Origin of the sequence: Nocardioides panacisoli, from assembly GCF_039537325.1 — a bacterium.
Classification (GTDB): Bacteria; Actinomycetota; Actinomycetes; order Propionibacteriales; family Nocardioidaceae; genus Nocardioides; species Nocardioides panacisoli.
Window position 1 is genome coordinate 138,028 of sequence record NZ_BAABAH010000010.1, and the last position, 17,901, is coordinate 155,928.

General features: G+C 71.7%; 21 protein-coding genes. 13 read left to right on the forward strand and 8 right to left on the reverse strand.

Features of this window, described 5'->3' with window-relative positions; translation table 11 throughout:
- Nucleotides 1-48: 48 nt before the first annotated feature.
- Nucleotides 49-819 (reverse strand): ATP-binding cassette domain-containing protein, encoded by a 771-nt coding sequence (locus ABD709_RS14430; RefSeq protein WP_344776590.1) that lies wholly within the window; start codon nt 817-819, stop codon nt 49-51.
- Nucleotides 820-993: 174 nt separating this feature from the next.
- Between ABD709_RS14430 and ABD709_RS14435 the strand changes: the two genes are divergently transcribed.
- A complete protein-coding gene (locus ABD709_RS14435; protein ID WP_344776592.1) occupies nt 994-2,013 on the forward strand; it encodes a class I fructose-bisphosphate aldolase in 1,020 nt (339 codons plus the stop codon).
- 22 nt (nt 2,014-2,035) lie between these two features.
- On the opposite strand, the gene ABD709_RS14440 is transcribed toward ABD709_RS14435, so the two are convergent.
- Nucleotides 2,036-4,789 carry a penicillin acylase family protein gene (locus ABD709_RS14440; protein ID WP_344776594.1) on the reverse strand — a complete coding sequence of 918 codons (2,754 nt, stop codon included), beginning with the start codon at nt 4,787-4,789 and terminating at the stop codon, nt 2,036-2,038.
- Between the two features lie 125 nt (nt 4,790-4,914).
- Here ABD709_RS14440 and ABD709_RS14445 point away from each other — a divergent pair, with 125 nt between their 5' ends.
- The gene (locus ABD709_RS14445) at nt 4,915-5,913 is read left to right on the forward strand and encodes a glycosyl hydrolase family 18 protein (RefSeq protein ID WP_344776596.1); all 999 of its coding nucleotides are present in this window, start codon (nt 4,915-4,917) and stop codon (nt 5,911-5,913) included.
- Here ABD709_RS14445 and ABD709_RS14450 read toward each other — a convergent pair.
- A complete protein-coding gene (locus ABD709_RS14450) occupies nt 5,906-6,544 on the reverse strand; it encodes a class I SAM-dependent methyltransferase (protein ID WP_344776598.1) in 639 nt (212 codons plus the stop codon). The two genes, ABD709_RS14445 and ABD709_RS14450, sit on opposite strands and share 8 nt — an antisense overlap.
- 96 nt (nt 6,545-6,640) lie before the next feature.
- On the opposite strand from ABD709_RS14450, the gene ABD709_RS14455 reads away from it, so the two are divergent.
- The 3 genes from ABD709_RS14455 to ABD709_RS14465 are packed head-to-tail and all read left to right on the forward strand — an operon-like array spanning nt 6,641 to nt 9,204.
- Complete coding sequence (locus ABD709_RS14455; RefSeq protein ID WP_344776600.1) at nt 6,641-7,021, forward strand: cupin domain-containing protein; 381 nt, start codon at nt 6,641-6,643, stop codon at nt 7,019-7,021.
- The gene (locus ABD709_RS14460; RefSeq protein ID WP_344776602.1) at nt 7,018-7,434 is read left to right on the forward strand and encodes a hypothetical protein; all 417 of its coding nucleotides are present in this window, start codon (nt 7,018-7,020) and stop codon (nt 7,432-7,434) included. Before ABD709_RS14455 ends, ABD709_RS14460 begins: the two co-directional genes overlap by 4 nt.
- A gap of 57 nt (nt 7,435-7,491) precedes the next feature.
- Nucleotides 7,492-9,204, forward strand: a complete 1,713-nt coding sequence (locus ABD709_RS14465; RefSeq protein ID WP_344776604.1) for a hypothetical protein — start codon at nt 7,492-7,494, stop codon at nt 9,202-9,204.
- Nucleotides 9,205-9,208: 4 nt separating this feature from the next.
- On the opposite strand, the gene ABD709_RS14470 is transcribed toward ABD709_RS14465, so the two are convergent.
- Nucleotides 9,209-9,469: a metal-sensitive transcriptional regulator gene (locus ABD709_RS14470; protein ID WP_344776606.1), complete on the reverse strand. Its 261-nt coding sequence runs from the start codon at nt 9,467-9,469 to the stop codon at nt 9,209-9,211.
- Entirely contained in the window at nt 9,453-9,878 is a 426-nt protein-coding gene (locus ABD709_RS14475) for a DUF302 domain-containing protein (protein ID WP_344776608.1), read from the reverse strand. The genes ABD709_RS14470 and ABD709_RS14475 overlap by 17 nt, the downstream gene beginning before the upstream one ends.
- A gap of 110 nt (nt 9,879-9,988) precedes the next feature.
- On the opposite strand from ABD709_RS14475, the gene ABD709_RS14480 reads away from it, so the two are divergent.
- From ABD709_RS14480 to ABD709_RS14505, 6 genes are all read left to right on the forward strand, one after another.
- A complete protein-coding gene (locus ABD709_RS14480; RefSeq protein ID WP_344776610.1) occupies nt 9,989-12,148 on the forward strand; it encodes an MMPL family transporter in 2,160 nt (719 codons plus the stop codon).
- A 21-nt stretch (nt 12,149-12,169) separates the two neighbouring features.
- Entirely contained in the window at nt 12,170-12,562 is a 393-nt protein-coding gene (locus ABD709_RS14485) for a carboxymuconolactone decarboxylase family protein (RefSeq protein ID WP_344776612.1), read from the forward strand.
- Between the two features lie 16 nt (nt 12,563-12,578).
- The gene (locus ABD709_RS14490) at nt 12,579-12,740 is read left to right on the forward strand and encodes a hypothetical protein (RefSeq protein WP_344776614.1); all 162 of its coding nucleotides are present in this window, start codon (nt 12,579-12,581) and stop codon (nt 12,738-12,740) included.
- Nucleotides 12,741-12,854: 114 nt separating this feature from the next.
- Nucleotides 12,855-14,288, forward strand: a complete 1,434-nt coding sequence (locus ABD709_RS14495) for a DUF4389 domain-containing protein (protein ID WP_344776616.1) — start codon at nt 12,855-12,857, stop codon at nt 14,286-14,288.
- A 59-nt stretch (nt 14,289-14,347) separates the two neighbouring features.
- Complete coding sequence (locus ABD709_RS14500) at nt 14,348-14,503, forward strand: hypothetical protein (protein WP_344776618.1); 156 nt, start codon at nt 14,348-14,350, stop codon at nt 14,501-14,503.
- Between the two features lie 12 nt (nt 14,504-14,515).
- Complete coding sequence (locus tag ABD709_RS14505) at nt 14,516-15,004, forward strand: DUF2231 domain-containing protein (RefSeq protein WP_344776619.1); 489 nt, start codon at nt 14,516-14,518, stop codon at nt 15,002-15,004.
- Here the strand turns inward: ABD709_RS14505 and ABD709_RS14510 are convergent.
- On the reverse strand, nt 15,001-15,552 hold the full coding sequence (locus tag ABD709_RS14510; RefSeq protein ID WP_344776621.1) for an SRPBCC family protein: 552 nt from the start codon (nt 15,550-15,552) through the stop codon (nt 15,001-15,003). The two genes, ABD709_RS14505 and ABD709_RS14510, sit on opposite strands and share 4 nt — an antisense overlap.
- A gap of 186 nt (nt 15,553-15,738) precedes the next feature.
- On the opposite strand from ABD709_RS14510, the gene ABD709_RS14515 reads away from it, so the two are divergent.
- Both ABD709_RS14515 and ABD709_RS14520 read left to right on the forward strand, forming a co-directional pair.
- Nucleotides 15,739-16,227 carry a DUF2231 domain-containing protein gene (locus ABD709_RS14515; RefSeq protein ID WP_344776624.1) on the forward strand — a complete coding sequence of 163 codons (489 nt, stop codon included), beginning with the start codon at nt 15,739-15,741 and terminating at the stop codon, nt 16,225-16,227.
- A gap of 551 nt (nt 16,228-16,778) precedes the next feature.
- The gene (locus tag ABD709_RS14520) at nt 16,779-17,336 is read left to right on the forward strand and encodes a hypothetical protein (RefSeq protein ID WP_344776626.1); all 558 of its coding nucleotides are present in this window, start codon (nt 16,779-16,781) and stop codon (nt 17,334-17,336) included.
- Between the two features lie 27 nt (nt 17,337-17,363).
- On the opposite strand, the gene ABD709_RS14525 is transcribed toward ABD709_RS14520, so the two are convergent.
- Both ABD709_RS14525 and ABD709_RS14530 read right to left on the reverse strand, forming a co-directional pair.
- Nucleotides 17,364-17,750, reverse strand: a complete 387-nt coding sequence (locus ABD709_RS14525) for a cupin domain-containing protein (protein WP_344776628.1) — start codon at nt 17,748-17,750, stop codon at nt 17,364-17,366.
- 36 nt (nt 17,751-17,786) lie between these two features.
- The coding region (locus ABD709_RS14530) for an integrase core domain-containing protein (protein ID WP_344774904.1) at nt 17,787-17,901 on the reverse strand (115 nt) is incomplete at its 5' end.

Here is a 17,901-nt window from a genome sequence, read left to right on the forward strand (position 1 = left end):
TCGTGACCGCGAGCAGCGGGACGAGCGCCGTGACCGCGCATTTCGCAGTCATGATCGTCCACCAGCCTCCGCCAGCCGGTCGGAGCGACCGCTCGTCATCAGCTCCACGACGATCTTGCGGTCGAGCTCAGCTACCGGCCGGACTGCGACCATCCGGCCGAGGGTGAGCACCGCGATCCGGTCGGCCACCCGGAAGACGTCGTTCATGTTGTGGGAGATCACGATGACCGCCAGCCCGCGGTCGGCCAATCGGCGGATCAGCTCGAGGACGACCTCGGTCTGGGCGACCCCGAGGGCTGCGGTCGGCTCGTCCATGATCACGAGCTTGGAGTTCCAGAGGACCGATTTTGCGATCGCGACCGACTGTCGCTGCCCTCCGGACAGAGAGGCCACCGGCTGCCGGACCGACTGCACGGTCGTCACCGCCAGCGAGCGGAGGGTGTCGCGTGCGGCGATCTCCATCTGCTCCTCGTCAAGGATCCCGTGACGGACCCTTTCCCGGCCCAGGAACATGTTCTGGACGATGTCCAGGTTGTCGCACAGCGCGAGGTCCTGGTAGACGGTCTCGATGCCGAGGGCGGCAGCGTCGCGAGGACTCCGCAGGTCCACGGGCCGGCCCTCCCAGATGATCCGTCCGGCATCGGGCCGGTGGATGCCTGCGATGCACTTGATCAAGACCGACTTCCCTGCCCCGTTGTCACCGGCCAGCACGGTCACCTGCCCGGCAGGGACGTCGAGGTCGACGTTCGTGAGTGCGTGCACCGGGCCGAAGTTCTTGTCGATCTTCTCCAGCCGGAGCAGTGGTCCTGGCTCGGTCATAGCGTCCTCCTCGGTCCCAGCGTCGTCGCTCCGACGCATCCCGCTGAGAGGCGAAGGAGTCGACGGTGCAGGACCGAAGTCCCTGCTTGGTGAGAGCCGTTCGACCCTCCGCGGCGAGCCGATCGGAGCGCACGCTGGGACCGGAGACGCACGACCCAGGGGACGGAGCAGCCGATGGACGTCGCAGCATTGTCGAGCACCGCGCAGTCTCTCGTCGCACCCGGGAAGGGGATCCTCGCGGCGGACGAGAGCACTCCGACCATGGCCAAGCGCCTGGCAGCGATCGGCCTCGAGTCGACCGAGGAGCTCCGCCGGGCGTACCGGGAGCTGCTCTTCACCACCGAGGGGCTGAGCGAGCACGTCAGCGGCGTCATCCTGTTCGACGAGACGGTCCGGCAGACCGCCGACGACGGGACCGCGTTCCCACGGCTGCTCGAGCGGCGCGGGATCATCCCGGGGATCAAGGTCGACCGCGGCACGAAGCCGCTAGCGGGCTGCCCCGGCGAGGTCGGGACGGAGGGTCTCGACGGACTGCGCGAGCGCTTCGAGGAGTACGCCGGTCTGGGCCTGCGGTTCGCGAAGTGGCGCGCGGTGATCCGCATCGCCGCGGGCGCACCGAGCGCCGCAGCACTCGCCACCGACGCACACCAGCTGGCGAGGTATGCGGCGCTGGCCCAGGAGGCCGGCCTGGTGCCGATCGTCGAGCCGGAGGTGCTCATGGACGGGACGCACGACCTCGCCACCTGCGCGACCGTCACCGAGCGGGTGCTTCGCGAGGTGTACGCGCAGCTCGCCCTCCACGGCGTCGCCCTCGAGGCGACGCTCCTCAAGCCCAACATGGTCCTCCCCGGCTCCGAGTCGGGGGCGGACGTCGCCGACGCGGTCATCGCGCGGGTGACCGTCGACGTCCTGCGCCGTTCGGTGCCGGCCGCCGTGCCGGGCATCGTCTTCCTCTCGGGCGGGCAGAGTGACGAAGCGGCCACTGCCCGGCTCGACGCGATCAACCGGATCGGCGGCCAGCCGTGGGAGCTCAGTTTCTCGTTCGGCCGCGCCCTGCAGGCGCCCGTGCTGCGAGCGTGGGCCGGGGACCCGGAGAACCGGGCGGCCGCCCAGGCGGCGCTCGGGAAGCGGGCCCGGCTCAACGGCGCGGCCCGTAGGGGCGCCTACGAGAGGAGCCTCGAGTCCGCGGCGTGACAGCGCGGGCGGTCGACCCGCCTCACCGGTGCCGCAGGAACTCCACCACCTGCTGGAAGGTCGGCCGGTTCTGCCAGTCGATCGGTCGTACGCCGACGACGCCCGCCGTCTGGGACACGATGTCGTCCTGGGTCTTGTCATAGCTGAGGTCTGTGACGTCGCTGACGCCCTGCGCCGACAGGGCCGCGTCGACGGCCTTCGCCAGAGACGCACGGAGCACCTTGCGGCATGACGCGAGCGTCCCGCTGCCGCAGTAGCGGTAGCGGAACGGTGTCGCGACGTGCTCGCCGAGCCGGGCTCGCAGCTCCTTCTGCACCCAGCCGTACCAGGGCACGTCGAGCCACACCGACCCCACGCCCTGGCGCGGGTGGTCGTCGAGGATCTGCGGCACCTGGGTGACGAGCGGCCCGAGCTTGCCGCGCATCACGTCGTAGGCCAGCGAGTCGTCGCCGTGCTGGTACCAGGTGTCGAAGAGGTCGATCGCGGCCTGGTGGGCGTAGGCGCCGTCGCGGTCGCGGTCGACGCGCGCGGCTCCCGACCTGAGCCAGGAACGGAGCAGGTCGGTCGCCGGTGCGAGCTCCTTCGAGTGGCCGATCACCTTCAGCAACGACGGCAGCAGGTAGCGCGCGCGGCTGTCCTGGGTCGCTGCGCCGGACATCACGCCCACCAGGTCCTCGATCGGGATCCGCCGGTTGCCACGGAGCGCCTTCGCGACCCGCTTACTCAGGGCCTGCGATCGGTGCACCGGCCCCCAGCCCCAGATGTCGTCGGGCGCGGACCAGCGTGGCGTCTGCCGGTTGTTCCAGCTCACCAGGTAGCCGCTCGGCGGGTCGACCTGGTGCGCGTGCCCGCCGAAGCCGACGTACCCCTTCCAGTCGTACTTCTTGTCGCCCCACCGTGGGAAGTCGAACGCGGTCCCCTTCGCGCGCACGGGCAGCAGCGAGGAGGTGTAGAAGGCGATGTCGCGGCTGTCGGTGTAGAACCAGTTGAAGGTGAAGTCGATGGCGCTCGCCGCGTGCATGAAGCTGTCCGCGTCGTGGACGTAGCTCGGGTTGTTGAACCGGGCGAAGCCCAGCACCGAGTCCACCTCGTGGCCGTACGTCGACCGCTGCAGCACCAGCGCGACCGGCTTGCCGCCGACGGTCGTGCGCTCCTGCACGATGCCGTGCCGGGTGCGCCACACGTCGAAGGTGTAGGTCTTCGGCAGGCCAGGCGCGGTGACGTTGGGCGTCGTGTGCTCGACGTGCAGGTCGTGACGCATCGGCACGCACCGTCCGCCGACCAGGTAGGACGTCGAGTCGACCGTCGGCTTGGAGCCGTCGTGGTTGCAGAGCCGCTCGGCGACGGTGTCGACCAGGTCGTTCGAGGCGCTGGTCGCCGACCAGGCGTAGTCCTTGCCCCGGCCGAGCTGGACGACCAGGTTGGTCCCGGCGAAGGACACCCCGCGGGCATAGACGCCCGGCCCCTTCAGCACCTGTTCCACGAGCAGCTGCGGGTTGTAATAGCCGGTCTGGGGACCGAACACCGTCAGCGGATGGCCGGTCGTGGAGTGGTCTCCGGACACCAGCACGGCGTTGGACATCCCGCTGTGCTGGAAGGAGAGCCGGACCTTCCCGAGCTGGCGGACCACCTGCTTCGGCAGGCCCTCGGGCTCGGGCACGGCCCGCGACGCACCGGGCGTGGCGCGCGCGACGACGTGGCCGGTGCCGGGAGCGGTAGGACCGTGCAGGTCCGGCAGCGCGACGCCCGGACGACCGACGCCGAGCGCCCGGCCACCGCCGTAGGCGACCCCGGTGGAGCCGGTGGTGGGCGAGCCGGCGTCGAGCTTCTCGCGAAGGTCGCGATAGACGCCGTGCGCGATCTTGTCGCCGAACCGGTGCTCCAGCAGCTGGAGGTACGTCGCGTTGTCGGCCTCGGCGCCGCCCCCCTTGCCGAAGATGCCGCCGACGAGGGATGCGACGTAGACGACGTCCGCCCGCGTCCACGGCGTCGGGTTCTTGAGCAGGGCGGTGTACTCGGCGGGGCAGTCCGGCCCGACCGGCAACCCGCCGGGGCAGAGCGCGTCCTGGGCTGCGTTCATCCCGGCGATGTAGCCGTCGACGCCGCGAACCAGCCGACGGCCCTCGGCGCCGTACCGCTTCGCGACCTTCTGCACCTGCGCCGCGGCCTCCTCGGGCGTGTAGAACGCGGTGCGGAGCTGCTCCTGGTCCATCGCGACGTCGGCCGGGGTGTCGCCGACGAACTCAGCCATCCGGGCCGCTCCGGTGTGCCGGAGCACGTCCATCAGGAACATCCGGTCCTGGATCGCGGCGTAGCCGGCGCCGTACATCGTGTCCGGATAGGTCTTGCCGGTGATGTAGGGGACGCCGAACTGGTCGCGCTCGATCTTGACGCCGTCCTTGGGAGTCTCGGTGGAGGTGACCTGCTCGGGCTCGAAGTCCGCCCGCTTGTAGAGGTTGTCGAGGTCGGCCCGGGTGAGGTCGGCCGGCGGCGTGGTGGTGAGGTGGTCGTACATCTCGAGCTGGTCGGCATAGTTGGGCGGCGCGTTCTTGCCATCGATCGCCGTCGTGCCGCCGCCCAGCAGCACGCCCGGGAGCTGGCTGACCGAGATGTTGCCGCGGGAGCCGGGCGGCACGATGTTCCAGAGCGTGCCGTAGGGATCGTCCTGCCGGTCGGCGGCCGGGCCGGGCGCGGCCGGTGCCGTACCGGGCAAGAGGGCGGCCGTGACCGCGAGGGCGACGGCGGCGGTGGGAGCGAGCAACCTCGTACGACGCATGGAGCAACCTCTGTTCGTGCCACCTCGGCGTGGCGCCCGCCTCGGATGGCGGGTTCTGGAACACGTTATCGCGTGAGCAGGTCACTCGACCTGCACCGATTGACGGGTGCGTAGATGATCGGGTCATGAAACGGACGCTGCCGGCCGTGCTCGGGGCCCTCCTCGCCGTCGCCCTCGTTCCCGCGCCGCCCGCGCCCGGGGCGGCGGGCCCCGGCGGTCGCGAGGCGACCGCGTGGATCCTGCCGTCTGCCGCGAATCGGCTGGTGGCGCGGAACGCCGCCGACCTGACCACCCTGTCCGTGGTGGGCATCGGCCTGCACAGCGACGGCGCCGGCGTCTCCCCGGAGACCAAGGACATGCGGCGGCTCGGGCGAGCGGGCCACCGGCACGGTCTCGCGACCGAGGTGCTGGTCTCCAACTACAGCAACCGGCTCGGGGACTTCGACCCGCGGGCGCTGCACCGGCTGCTGTCGCACCCGCAGCGCATCAGGCAGGTGGCCGCGCGGATGGCGCGGATCGTCCGCCGAGGCCCGTGGGACGGGGTGAACGTCGACCTGGAGCGGGTCCGGCGGACCGACGCCGGCGGCCTGGTCGCCTTCGTCACTGCCTTGCAGCGCGCGCTGCCGGCCGAACGGTCGGTGTCGATCGACGTGAGCGCCTCGAGCACCACGCGCGGCTACCGACGGCACGGCTACCGGCTAGCCGGCCTCGCCCGGCACGTGGACGTGGTCGACCTGATGGCCTACGACTACAGCGGCCCGACCTGGAGCGGCCCCGGGCCGATCGGGCCGCTCCCGTGGCAGCGGGCGTCGGTCCGCGCAGTGCTGCCGAAGGTGCCGGCGAGCAAGGTGCAGCTCGGGGTCGCCGGCTACGGCTACACCTGGCCGACCGACCGCACCGGACGCACGGTCAGCCCTCGCCGCGCCCGCGAGCTCGTGCGCCAGGACGGCGCCGACGCGACGTTCAGGCGGCGGGCCGGCGAGTGGACCGCGACGCTCTCCGACGGCACCGTGCTGTGGTGGTCGGACGCCCGGTCCTACCGGCTGCGCGTCGAGCTGGCCGACCGCCTCGGCCTGCGGGGTACGGCGATCTGGCGGCTCGGCTCAGCGGACCCGCTCAGCTGACCTTCGCGGCGCGCAGCCGCTCGATCGTGCCGGCCTTGAGCCGCGCCGCCTCGACGACCCGGAACCCCGCCTGCTCGACCACCGGGAGCTGGCGACGCGTGAAGTACTCCCCGGCCGAGCGGCGGCTCAGCTGCTCGAACAGCCATTGCGCGCCGTAGAGCGGCTTGACCGTGCTGCCGACGTGGTCGAGCAGCAGCAGCGTGCCGCCCGGCACCAGCACTCGCCGCATCTCGGCGATCGCCGCCGTGGGATCCGGGATCGAGCACAGTGCGAGCGCGCAGACCGCCGTGTCGAAGGAGGCGTCGTCGAACGGCAGCTGCGCGGCGTCTCCCTCCCACAGGTCGACGTCGAGCCCGAGCTCCTCGGCACGGGCACGCGCCCGGGTCAGCATCTCCGGGCTCAGCTCCAGGCCGCTGATCGCCGTACCGTCGCGGTAGTGCTCGAGGTTGCGTCCGGTCCCGATCGCGACCTCGAGCACCCGGCCGTGCGCGCGCTCGCCGATCCACTCGCGTCCGCCGGTGAACCAGATCCGCTCGAAGAAGGCGATCTGCCGGTCGTAGCCGGGCGCCGCCTTGTCCCAGACGCGGCGCTGCCTCGCCGTCGCGCTCTCGTGGCGCGGATTGCTGCTCACGTCGGCCCTCTCCTCGGTGTGACTGCCTGCGTCACGATCGTTCCACGCAGAGTCACGCAGAAGGGGTGTCCGCACCACCGACAGCAGGAGGACATCATGCCCAGTGCGAACCAGGCCACCACCCCGGTGGCCGTCGACATCCCGCAGCTCCGGGGCCGCTACGCGCCCGTCGGCGACTACACCGTCGCCTTCGAGCTCTTCCCCCAGGACGTGGATCCCGCGCCGTTCTACGCGGGACTGCCCGACGACCGCTGCCAGTGCCCGCACTGGGGCTTCGTCACCACCGGCGAGGTGACCTTCCGGTGGAAGGACCACAGCGAGACCTATCGCGCCGGCGACGCCTACTACGCGCCGCCCGGGCACCTGCCGCTGATCACCTCGGGCACCAGCGTCGTCGAGTTCAGCCCCAGCGTCGACCTGGACCACACGATGGCCGTCATCGAGGCGAACCTCGCCAGGGCGGGGGCGGGAGCATGACCGCCACCGACACCCGTACCGAGGTCGACGCCGTCGTCGCGGCCGTCGTCCGCTGGCTCGAGACCGGCGAGGTGGCCGCGGGCCTCTTCGCCGAGGACATGTTCCTCGACCTGACCCTGCCGCACTGGCGGGTGCAGGTGCTCGGGGCTGACGCCGTCGCTCGGTCGCGCGCCGACTTCCACCCCTTCCCGGGCAAGGTCCGGGTGGAGCGGGTCGACCACACCGAGCGCGGGTTCGTGATGGCGTTCGAGGAGCGCTGGCACGACAAGGGCGAGGACTGGTACTGCCGCGAGCAGCTGCGCGCCGACGTCGTCGGTGGTGCGCTCACGGACGTGACCGTCTACTGCACCGGCGACTGGGACGAGGCCGTCCAGGCCCGGCACGCCGCGCAGGTCAGTCTGATCCGGCCCTGACCCGGCAGCCCCAATCCGACCCGGGCCCGCCCCGCCGGTCCTACCGTGAGGCCTGAGATGAGCACGCACGACGACGAGCTGGCGGAGCGGACCCAGGCGGTCCTCGCCGCCGCGGGCGAGCACGTCTTCGGCACCGAGCCCGGACGAGTGGCGGCCGAGCTCTACGACGTCCTGGTCCGCACGACCGACGACGGTGACCGCTCCCGGATCGCGGCCGCGCTCGCGCGGGTGTGGGTGTACGGCGGTCACGCGGCGCGCGCCGTGCCGTTCGCCGACGAGGCGCTCGAGCGGGCGGAGCGCACCGGCGACCCGGAGCTGCTCGTGGATTGCCTCGACGCGATGCTCGCCGCGCACTGGGGTCCGGACGAGCTCGACGTGAGGGCCCGACTCGGTGGGCGGCTCGACGAGGTCGCGGCCCACGTGCTCGACCCGGAGGCCCGGCTCCGCGCGCACCTGTGGTCGCTGCAGGTGGCGTGCGAGACGCTCAACATGCAGGGCATCCACCGGCAGCTGCGAGCACTCGAGGTGCTGGGCGAGGAGTCCCCGCGGGCACGCTTCTTCGCCGTCTCCCGGCAATGGATGTACGACGTCCTGCGCGGCCGCACCGACCGCGCCGCCGTCCAGATCGCCGCAGCCGACACGGCCGCGGAGGAGGCCGGGCTCATGGACGGCTGGATGGTCGCGTCGGTGATGCGCGGCTACACCGCGCTGTTCAGTGGCGACCTCGCCACAGCGGCGGAGATGGCCGAGGGGGCCGAGGAGTTCGCGCGGACCGAAGGCATCACGGAGGTGGCTGCCGAGGCGGCCGTGATGTGGGCGTTCGCCGGCAGACCGGACCGCGCCGCCCGGGTCCTGGCCGAGCTCGGGGGCAGCGTCCTGACCGGGCTCCCCCAGGACGTCAACCTGCTGCTCACGCTGCAGTGCGTCCTCGAGGCGGCGCTGGTCGTCGACGACCGGGACACGATCCGCGCGGCGGCGGAGCTGCTCGCACCGTACGAGGGGCGTGCCGTGGTCAACGCCGGCGCGGTCAACATCCACGGCCTCACCGACGACACCTTGTCGCGTGCCGCCGCGGTGCTCGGCGACACCGAGACCGCGGAGCGGCTGCGCGAGCGGGCGCTCGCGACGTACCGCCGGATCGGCGCCCCGTGGTGGCACGACCGGCTGCGGGGCTGGCGGCCGCCGGTCGCCGTCGAGCGGCCCGACGAGGCACCCGCCGGTGTCCGGTTCCATCAGACCGTCGACGGCGTCTGGCTGGTCGGGCCTGGCGCGGGCCACCCGATGCGGCCGCTACGCGGCCTGGACTACCTGCACCGCCTCCTCTCCTCCCCGGGGACGGCGATCGCCGCCCTCGAGCTGGTCAGCGACGGCACCGGCACCGTGGTGCAGCCCGATGCCGGCCCGGCGATCGACCGCCAGGCCGCGACGGCCTACCGCGCCCGGCTCGCCGACATCGACACCGAGCTCGCCGAGGCGGACGACTGGGCCGACCACGGCCGCAGCGAGAAGCTCACCGCCGAACGCCAGGCCCTGCTCGACGAGCTCTCGTCGGCAGCCGGTCTCGGCGGGCGAGCGCGGGCGACCGGCTCCAGCCGCGAGCGGGCGCGAGTGGCGGCCACCAAGGCGATCGGCACCGCCATCGACCGGGTCGCGGCGGTCGACGCCGACCTCGGACGGCACCTGCGCGCCGCGGTGCGCACCGGGACCGAGTGCAGCTACGACCCGCGCTCCGGCGACGAGGTGAGCTGGCGGCTCGGCCCGGACACCTGAGTCCTCACGCGAGGGCGAGGAACAGCTTCTCCATCTTCTTGGCGTCGACGCTGTCCGGACCGCCCTCGGCCAGGCAGCGCTGCAGCCCGTTGGCGACCAGCGCGTAGCCGCCCCTGCTCAGCGCCTTGTTCACCGCGGCCAGCTGGGTGAGCGCGTCCTCGCACTCGGCGCCGTCCTCCAACATCCGGATGACGGACGCCAGGTGCCCGTGCGCGCGCTTGAGCCGCGTGATCAGCGGCTTGATCTCGTCAGGATCGAGCTGCATCGATCTTCTCCTTCGTGTCGTCCAGTGCGGCGAGCATCGTCGTCAGCCGGGCCCGCGCGTCCCCGACGACATCGGCGAGAGCGGGCGCGTCACCGAACGATGTCATGAGCGCGGGGTCGAGGACCTCGACCCTGGTCGTGGCGTCGCCGATCTCGGTGACCACGACGTTGCACGGCAGCAGCACCGCCAGCCGCGGGTCCACCTCCAGCGCACGGTGCGCGAGCTGCGGCCGGCAGGCACCGAGGATCAGCTCGCGCGGGACGTCGATGCCGAGCTTGGCGCGCAGGGTCGCCGCGATGTCGATCTCGGTCAGCACCCCGAAGCCTGCCTCCGCGAGGAGCGTCCGGGTCCGCTCGACCGTCTCCTCGTACGGCGCAGCCACCACGGTCGCCAGCGTGAATTCCTGCATGAGAGCCCTCCTCGTCGTCGATTCCATATCCCCCCGGGGGGTTATGCTACCTTCTCCGCATCGCATCCCCCAGGGGGGATATGGGACGCGCCGAGACGAAGGAGCAGATCGTGGCCGCGACGACACCCGACACCACCCGTACGGGGAGCGCGATGAGCTTCCAGCCGGGTCCACTCGGCCGGCTCGGGCTCTGGGTGACGGCCCATGGACGCCTGGTCACCCTCGTGTGGGTCGTGCTGGTGATCGGGCTGGGGGCGTTCGCCCCGTCCGTCGAGAAGAACCTCTCCGGCGCCGGCTGGCAGGCCGACGGCTCGGAGTCAGTCGCGGTCCGGGAGCTCGCCCAGGAGCACTTCGGCGGCAACGCCAGCCACGCCATCCAGGTCGTGGTCCACAGCGCCGGCGCTCCCCTGACCGAGGGGGACGGGCCGAGCGTGCTCCGGCAGGTCGAGGCGCGGCTCGACGCCGAGCCGAGGCTCGCCGACGTCGTCGCGCCCGTGCCGGGTGTGAGCATCTCGCCCGATGGCCGCACGGCGATCGTGCTCGCCGGGGCCGGGGTCGACACCAACGAGATGGTGAAGGTCGCCACCGACATCAAGGGGCCGCTCCAGGACCTCTCGACCGGGTCGGTCCAGGTGAACCCCACCGGGTCGTCGCTCCTCTGGTCGGACTTCAACGAGGCCAACCTCAGCGCGATGCTGACCTCGGAGATGTTCTCCTGGCCGGTGACGCTGGCGATCCTGGTGCTCGCGTTCGGCGCCCTGGTCGCCGCCGGCCTCCCGCTCCTCCTCACCCTCGCCGGCTTGGTTGCGTCGGCCGGGTCCCTGGTGCTGATCAACGAGGTCGTCCCGGTCTCCATCTGGGCCATGAACTTCGCGATGATGTTCGCGCTCGCCCTCGGTATCGACTACGCGCTCTTCATCGTGGTCCGTTACCGCGGCGCCCGGATGGGCCAGCACGAGACCGCGCGCGAGGCAGTGGCCGAGACGATGGACACCGCGGGCAAGGCGGTGCTGCTCTCCGGCGCGACGGTCCTCGTCTCGCTCTCCGCGGTGATGCTGGTGCCGTCGCCGTCCTTCCGGTCGATGGCCGGCGGGATCATGCTCTCGGTCCTCTTCGTCCTGGCTGCCAGCCTGACCCTGCTGCCGATCGTGCTCGCCAAGCTCGACAACAGGATCAACAAGCTGTCACTGCCGTGGGTGCACACCGGCGAGCACCGCTCGCCCGCCTTCGCGGCCTGGGGCGAGCGGCTGTGGCGACGGCCGGTCGTGTGGGGCCTGGGCTCCCTCATCGTGCTCGTCGCCCTGGCCGCACCGATCCTCGGCCTGAAGACCGCGATGCCGTCGATCAAGGTGCTGCCGGAGGACGCCAGCGCCCGTGTGGGCTACGAGCAGGTCAAGGACGCGTTCGGTCCCGGTGCGCCGGGCATGCTCCAGGTCGTCACCAGCAAGGACGACGCGCCGGACGCCGCCCGCGTGCTCGAGGGCGATCCCGGGATCGGTGCTGTGCTGCCGACGATGCCGGCGGGCGACGGCAGCGACTTCCGCATGATCTCGGCGGTGCCGAACGTCGACCCCTCGGACCCGGCGCTGTCGACCACGGTCGACCGGCTGCGTGCCGACCTGCCCGGATCTGCGCTCGTCGGCGGAGCGGCGGTAGAGAACCTCGACCTGAAGGCCCAGCTGGACAAGTCCACGCCGCTGGTGATCGGAGTGGTCCTCGTGCTCGGCTTCCTGCTCCTGCTGGTCGCCCTGCAAGCACCCCTCATCTCGCTGCTCGGCACCCTCGCGAGCCTGCTGTCCACGGCGGCGGCGTTCGGGGTCGCTCGGCTGGTCTTCCAGGACGGCCACGGCTCGGGACTGCTCGGCTTCGAGCACCAAGGCTTCCTCGACGCCTGGGCACCGGTCTTCTTCTTCGCGATGATCTTCGCGATCGCGATGGACTACACCGTGTTCCTCCTGGCCTCGGCCAAGGAGCACTGGGAGAAGTCGGGCGACCCGCACGAGGCGATGGTCGGCGCGCTCGCCCACTCGGGCCGGGTCATCTTCGCGGCGGGCGGCGTGATGGTCGCGGTGTTCTTCACGTTCGCGCTGTCCGGGCCGCTCCCGCCCAAGGAGATGGGCGTCATCCTCGGCGTCGCCGTGCTGCTCGACGCCTTCCTCGTCCGGCTCGTCCTGCTGCCGGTGATGCTCCGGCTCGCCGGCCGGGCCGCCTGGGCGACGCCGGCGTGGCTGCGGCGCGTCCTTCCTCCGATCACGTTCTCCCACGGCTGACCCCTAGAAAGGACCACCACGATGACCGTCACCCAGGACCACCAGGAGTCCGCGCACGGCCGGAAGCTGCTGCGCGAGCTCTCGCCCCAGCACCGTGAGCTGCGGCGGGCGATCCCCGACGTCTACCAGGGCTTCGGCGCGCTCTCGAAGGCAGCATTCGCCGACGGCACCCTCGACCGCAGGACCAAGGAGCTGATCGCCCTCGCCATCGGCGTGGTGGAGGGGTGCGACGGCTGCATCGCCTCCCACGCTCAGGCTGCGGTGCGCGCCGGGGCGAGCCGCCAGGAGGCCGCAGAGGCCATCGGCGTGACCTTTCTGATGCACGGCGGGCCCGCGACCATCCACGGCGCCCGCGCCTACGAGGCGTTCTGCGAGTTCGCCGACGCCGCCGAGTCCGGCGAGTCCCCCGCCTGAGAGAAGAGGAGTCGACATGTGCTACCCGAGGCCGTGCAAGCAGTGCGGCAAGACGACGTGGGACGGCTGCGGCCAGCACGTCGAGGCGGTCCGCATGATGGTGCCCACCGCCGACTGGTGCCCCGGGCACCCCGGCGCCGGCCGGCGCGGCCTGCTCGGCCGCCTGCTGGGCAAGTGAGAAGCCCATGACGTGAGGGGCGAAGGCCGTTCGGCCCTCGCCACGGTGACCTTCTCCCGCTGCGGGAGCGGGCCGTCGGCGGGAGGCTGGGAACGAGCGATCGAGGAGGACGCCATGTCGACGCGCGACCCCTATCCGGTGCGACTGTCCGGGAGGCTCGACCCGAAGCTCAGCCGGGGCCTGTGGCTCGTCAAGTGGCTGCTGGTCGTGCCCCACGCTGTGGTGCTGCTCTTCTTGTGGACGGCGGCCTTCGTGCTGACCGTGGTGACCTGGTTCGCCATCCTGGTGACCGGGCGCTACCCGCGGGCCATCTTCGACTTCAACGTCGGCGTGCTGCGCTGGACGTGGCGCGTTGCCTACTTCGCCTACGGTGCCCTCGGCACCGACCGCTACCCGCCGTTCACGCTCGCCGACGTACCGGACTACCCGGCACACCTCGACGCGGCCTACCCCGAGCGGCTGTCCCGGGGCCTGGTGCTGGTGAAGTCGTGGCTGCTGGCCATCCCGCACCTGCTCGTGCTCGGCTTCTTCTTCGGCATCGGCAGCGGCGTCGTCGCCGACGCCTCCGGCCACACCCCGTGGCCCTGGAGCGTGGGCCTCGTCGGGCTGCTCGTGGCGTTCGCGGGGGTTGCACTGCTGTTCACCGGGAGCTATCCCCGGCCGGTGTTCGACCTGGTGATGGGGATGGACCGCTGGGGAGCCCGGGTCGCGGCGTACCTGCTGCTGATGACCGACGACTACCCGCCGTTCCGCCTCGACCAGGGCGAGCAGGATCCGTACGGCGGACTCGACGCTCCTCCCACCCCGGTGGCAGCGGTCGCTCCAGCGCGGCCGGGCGGCTGGACGGCGTTGCGGATCATCGGGGCGGTCGCCGGCAGCGTCGTCGTGGTGCCGGGCCTGCTCCTGGGCCTGGGCGGTGGGGCGGTGCTGCTCGCCGACCACCAGCTCCGCGACCAGGACGGCTTCCTGATGAGCCAGGGCCAGCGGTTCGACACGGCCTCCTACGCCATCGTGACCGAGGACGTCCGGCTGCACGACAGCAGCGCGGTGGACGCCATGGTCGGAAAGATCCGGCTGACGGTGTCCGGGTCCGACGCGCCGGTCTTCCTCGGCATCGCGCCGACCTCACGCGTCGCCGACTACCTGGCCGGCGTACGGCACTCCGAGCTCGCGGACATCCGCGACGGCGTGCCGGTCTACCACGAGGTAGCCGGATCGACCCCGCCGGACGACCCGGCCGCGGCCGGGCTGTGGCAGGTCAGCATCAGCGGGAGCGGCACCCACACGCTCACCTGGAAGCCCGAGAACGGCGACTGGACCATCGTCCTGATGAACGCCGACGCCTCGCCCGGGGTCTCCGCCGACGTGGCCGCCGGCGCCACCCTTCCCGTGCTCGGCTGGAGTGCGGCTGCCCTGCTCGGAGCGGCCGGCGTGCTGCTCGTCGGCGGCATCATCCTTCTCCTCGTGTCGCTCCCCCGGCCACCCGAGCCGCCGGTCGCTCGGCCAGCGGCCGATGCACCCCCCTCGCTGAGCGGAGCTGCGCGATGACCGACACCGAACGAACGGAACGTGCCTCCGGTCGAACCAGACGGTCCGGGCCGACCTACGTGCAGTCGGGCGCCATCTACACCCTCGGCATGCTCGGCGCGTGGGTGTGGTTCTGGCAGCAGTCCGACGGGTTCTGGGGTCACCTGTGGGCGCTCGTCGAGGGCGTCTTCTGGCCGGCCTTCATGGTCTACCAAGGGTTCTCGGCCCTGTACTGAAAGGAGAGAGTCATGTTCGACACCTTCAACGGCCTTCCGGTCCACCCGCTGGTGGTGCACGCGGTCGTCGTGCTGCTGCCGCTGGCGATCGCAGGAACGCTCGCGATCTCCTTCGTTCCCCGGTGGCGGCTGCGCTACGGTCCCCTGGTGGTCGCGGCGGCGTTCTTCGCCACGGTGCTGATCCCGGTTGCGACCTCCAGCGGCGAGTCGCTCGAGGAGAAGGTGGGCGACCCTGGCGAGCACGCCGAGCTGGGCGACCAGCTGATCTGGTTCGCCGTGCCCCTGCTGCTCTTCGTCGCCGCCCTCGTCTGGCTCGAGTGGCGGGCCAGCAAGCGTCCTGAGCGGTCCACCGAGGCGCCGGCGCGCTCGCGCGGGCTGCTGAAGGCCGTCGTCGCCCTGTCCGTCGTCGCATCGCTGGCCGCCGGCGTCCAGGTCTTCCGCGTGGGCGACTCCGGAGCACGGGCCGCCTGGGGTGACTCGAGCAGCCAGGCCGACCGCTAGGACCGGCCGACGCGGGGAGCCGGGGGCACGCGCTCGGCCAGGCCGGCCGCAAGACCGGCGATCGTCAGTGCGTCGAACAGCTCCCCGCCGGTGCCGGCCAGCCACGTGCGCTTGACCGGGCCCAAGCGGAGCCGGAGACGGATCCGCGTCGCGGGGCCGACGGCCTCCAGGGTGATCGCCCAGGAGACGTGCATGCGGCCCCGCACCGACCGGTAGACGAGCGCGTGAGGCGGATCGATCTGCACCACCTCGAAGGTCGCGTCACGACCGCCGTAGTCGGGGATGACGTCGCCGACCGCCAGCTCCTGGAAGCGCTCGTCGAGGTGCCGCAGCCCCCGCCGTGACCGCGGGACCAGCCGCTCCACCGAGCTCGGCAGGTACCAGCCTGCGCGCCACTTCCCGAGCTGCGCGAGCCACGGCCAGACCTGCTCGGGCGCCGCTTCGAGGGTGAAGGCCCGGTCCATCGTGACGTCGGCGTGCGGGACCACGTCGTCGCCGGGCATGGCCGCCGCGGTCTCGGCGCTGGTCGGCGCGATCCTGTCGAACACCCCCGCTGTCCCCTTCCGCCTGCTCGCAACGGTACGTCGCCGCGGTTCCGGCGGGCTCCCCGCGCGAACGGCCGGGAAATCGGTTCGAACCGATCGGCGGCCTTCGCCGTAGGTGTGGACAGGCGCCGACGTGCGCCAGGGTCCCGGGTCGACCGGGGTTCTCGGCACCCTCACGAGGAGACACGCATGTTCGACACGATCAACGGCCTCCCCATCCACCCGCTGGTGGTGCACGCGGTGGTCGTGATGCTGCCGCTCGCCATTCTCGGGACGCTCGCGATCTCCGCGGTCCCACGGTGGCGACTGCGCTACGGACCGCTGGTGGTCGGGGCGGCACTGGTCGCGACGGTGCTCGTGCCCGTCGCCACGTCCAGCGGTGAGGAGCTGGAGAAGAGGGTCGGCGACCCGGGTGAGCACGCGGAGCTGGGCGACCAGCTCATCTGGTTCGCGATCCCGCTGCTCGTGCTCGCCGCCGCCCTGGTGTGGGTGGAGTGGCGTGCCCACAGGACGCCGGCCGATGCCCAGGACGCGTCGACGGTCCCGCGGGCCGTGGTCAACGGGGTCGTCGCACTCGCCGTGGTCGCCTCTCTCGCCGCCGGCGTCCAGGTCTTCCGCGTCGGCGACTCCGGTGCACGGGCCGCATGGGGAGGCACGACCAGCGAGGCGGGCCGCTAGCTACTCGTCGAGGACCAGCCGTCCGCCAGCGGAGTCGTGTCGGGCAACGCCCGCACGATCCCGAGCTGGACGTCGTCGTTCACCGACCCGACGAACGGCCGGACCTACCACTACACGATGGTCGGGACGAATCCCGCGAAGGGAGACGTCACCACGACGGTCCCGACGAATGATCGTCCCGCTGAACTTCAACTTCCAGGCGACCGGTGTGCACCTCAACGGCAGCGACCGGGTCAGCCAGACCGTCGGGTCGCCGGTCTTCCAGAACGCCGACATCGGTGCCGCGGCCGACGCCCCGGGCAGCGCCAGCGCACCCCCGCAGCCGCCCGACACCCCACCCGGCGTGGCGCCCGACCCGCGGGTGATCAACGAGCCGAGCGACAACACCCAGCTCGGCGACGCGATCTACCGTGCCCAGTTCGGCAAGTCCTCCTCCGGCTGGCACGTCCGCCTCGGCCAGCCCACGGTGGCGCCGGCCGTCACGATCGACGTACCCAAGAACCAGGGCCTGACCGTGGTCGGCAGCCGCAGCGGGCGCGACGATCGGCCTGATGAGCTACTCCTGGTTCAGCTCGAAGCTGCAGAACCTGATCAAGTCGCAGGGCATCAGCCCCACCGTGCTGCCGATCTTCCTGGTCGACAACACGTTCCTCTACCAGGGCACGACCGACAACTGCTGCGTGCTCGGCTACCACGGCGCGATGTCGTCCTACAACGGAAACGGCAAGGCTCAGGTCAACACCTACAGGTTCGCCTCCTACAGCGTGCAGGGCGTGTTCGGCGCCAACGCGGGCGACACCGAGTCCTACATCGCGGACATCCACGGGCTCTCGCACGAGGTGCAGGAGTGGTACGACGACCCGTTCGTCAACAAGGAGGTCGACCCCTGGCTGGCACCGACCGCTCCGCAGTACGGGTGCACGACCGACCTGGAGACCGGCGACCCCGTCGTCGGCTACGGGTTCAAGGTGCCGATGCCCAACGAGATCACCTACCACCCCGAGGACGAGGTGCACTTCTCCTGGTTCGCCCGGGAGAGCCCGTCGCGGGCCGAGCAGGGCTACTTCACCTATCTGAACAACTTCGTCGACGTGGCCCACGGCTGCTGACCCACGAGCAAGATCTCGGCGGGCGGGTCAGCGACCCGCCAGACCCTCGACATTGACCGTGGGGATCCCGCCGCCGACCCGCGCGATCACCGCCAGGGACGTCGCGCGGGTCGGGTTGGACTCACGGTGGACGGTCCAGGCCGGAACGTGCACGAAGTCGCCGGGGCCGGCGTCGAGGTAGCCGTCATGACCCTCGAACTCGAGGCGCAGCACGCCCCGCACGACGTACAGGCTGGAGTCGTTGCGTTCGTGGTGGTGCCAGCCCGACACCACACCGGGTTCGGTCTCGACCTGGCCTGCCCAGAGCAGCGGCAGCTCGAAGGCCCGGGACCGGTTCATCCCAGGCGTGGGGTCGCCCGGCGACAGGTCGGCCGGGGTGAAGACCCGGACCGGCCGAGGCAGCTCTGCACTCATGGGTCCAGGGTGCCACCGGCTAGGTGTACTCGGCCGTCACGTTGGTGACAGCCGGCTGATCGGTGGCAGGCCGTCGAGCGCAGTGTGGCGGCGCTGAGTGTTGTAGAGCTCGAGCCACGGAGCAAGGGCAGCGGCGCGGTCATCGTTGGTG

What these genes read in the sequence shown, in the direction of transcription:
- ABD709_RS14430 (WP_344776590.1), bottom strand. Translation starts at nt 819, where the DNA reads ATGACCGAGCCAGGACCACTGCTCCGGCTGGAGAAGATCGACAAGAAC.
- ABD709_RS14435 (WP_344776592.1), top strand. Translation starts at nt 994, where the DNA reads ATGGACGTCGCAGCATTGTCGAGCACCGCGCAGTCTCTCGTCGCACCC.
- ABD709_RS14440 (WP_344776594.1), bottom strand. Translation starts at nt 4,789, where the DNA reads ATGCGTCGTACGAGGTTGCTCGCTCCCACCGCCGCCGTCGCCCTCGCG.
- ABD709_RS14445 (WP_344776596.1), top strand. Translation starts at nt 4,915, where the DNA reads ATGAAACGGACGCTGCCGGCCGTGCTCGGGGCCCTCCTCGCCGTCGCC.
- ABD709_RS14455 (WP_344776600.1), top strand. Translation starts at nt 6,641, where the DNA reads ATGCCCAGTGCGAACCAGGCCACCACCCCGGTGGCCGTCGACATCCCG.
- ABD709_RS14460 (WP_344776602.1), top strand. Translation starts at nt 7,018, where the DNA reads ATGACCGCCACCGACACCCGTACCGAGGTCGACGCCGTCGTCGCGGCC.
- ABD709_RS14465 (WP_344776604.1), top strand. Translation starts at nt 7,492, where the DNA reads ATGAGCACGCACGACGACGAGCTGGCGGAGCGGACCCAGGCGGTCCTC.
- ABD709_RS14470 (WP_344776606.1), bottom strand. Translation starts at nt 9,469, where the DNA reads ATGCAGCTCGATCCTGACGAGATCAAGCCGCTGATCACGCGGCTCAAG.
- ABD709_RS14475 (WP_344776608.1), bottom strand. Translation starts at nt 9,878, where the DNA reads ATGCAGGAATTCACGCTGGCGACCGTGGTGGCTGCGCCGTACGAGGAG.
- ABD709_RS14485 (WP_344776612.1), top strand. Translation starts at nt 12,170, where the DNA reads ATGACCGTCACCCAGGACCACCAGGAGTCCGCGCACGGCCGGAAGCTG.
- ABD709_RS14490 (WP_344776614.1), top strand. Translation starts at nt 12,579, where the DNA reads ATGTGCTACCCGAGGCCGTGCAAGCAGTGCGGCAAGACGACGTGGGAC.
- ABD709_RS14495 (WP_344776616.1), top strand. Translation starts at nt 12,855, where the DNA reads ATGTCGACGCGCGACCCCTATCCGGTGCGACTGTCCGGGAGGCTCGAC.
- ABD709_RS14505 (WP_344776619.1), top strand. Translation starts at nt 14,516, where the DNA reads ATGTTCGACACCTTCAACGGCCTTCCGGTCCACCCGCTGGTGGTGCAC.
- ABD709_RS14515 (WP_344776624.1), top strand. Translation starts at nt 15,739, where the DNA reads ATGTTCGACACGATCAACGGCCTCCCCATCCACCCGCTGGTGGTGCAC.
- ABD709_RS14520 (WP_344776626.1), top strand. Translation starts at nt 16,779, where the DNA reads ATGAGCTACTCCTGGTTCAGCTCGAAGCTGCAGAACCTGATCAAGTCG.
- ABD709_RS14525 (WP_344776628.1), bottom strand. Translation starts at nt 17,750, where the DNA reads ATGAGTGCAGAGCTGCCTCGGCCGGTCCGGGTCTTCACCCCGGCCGAC.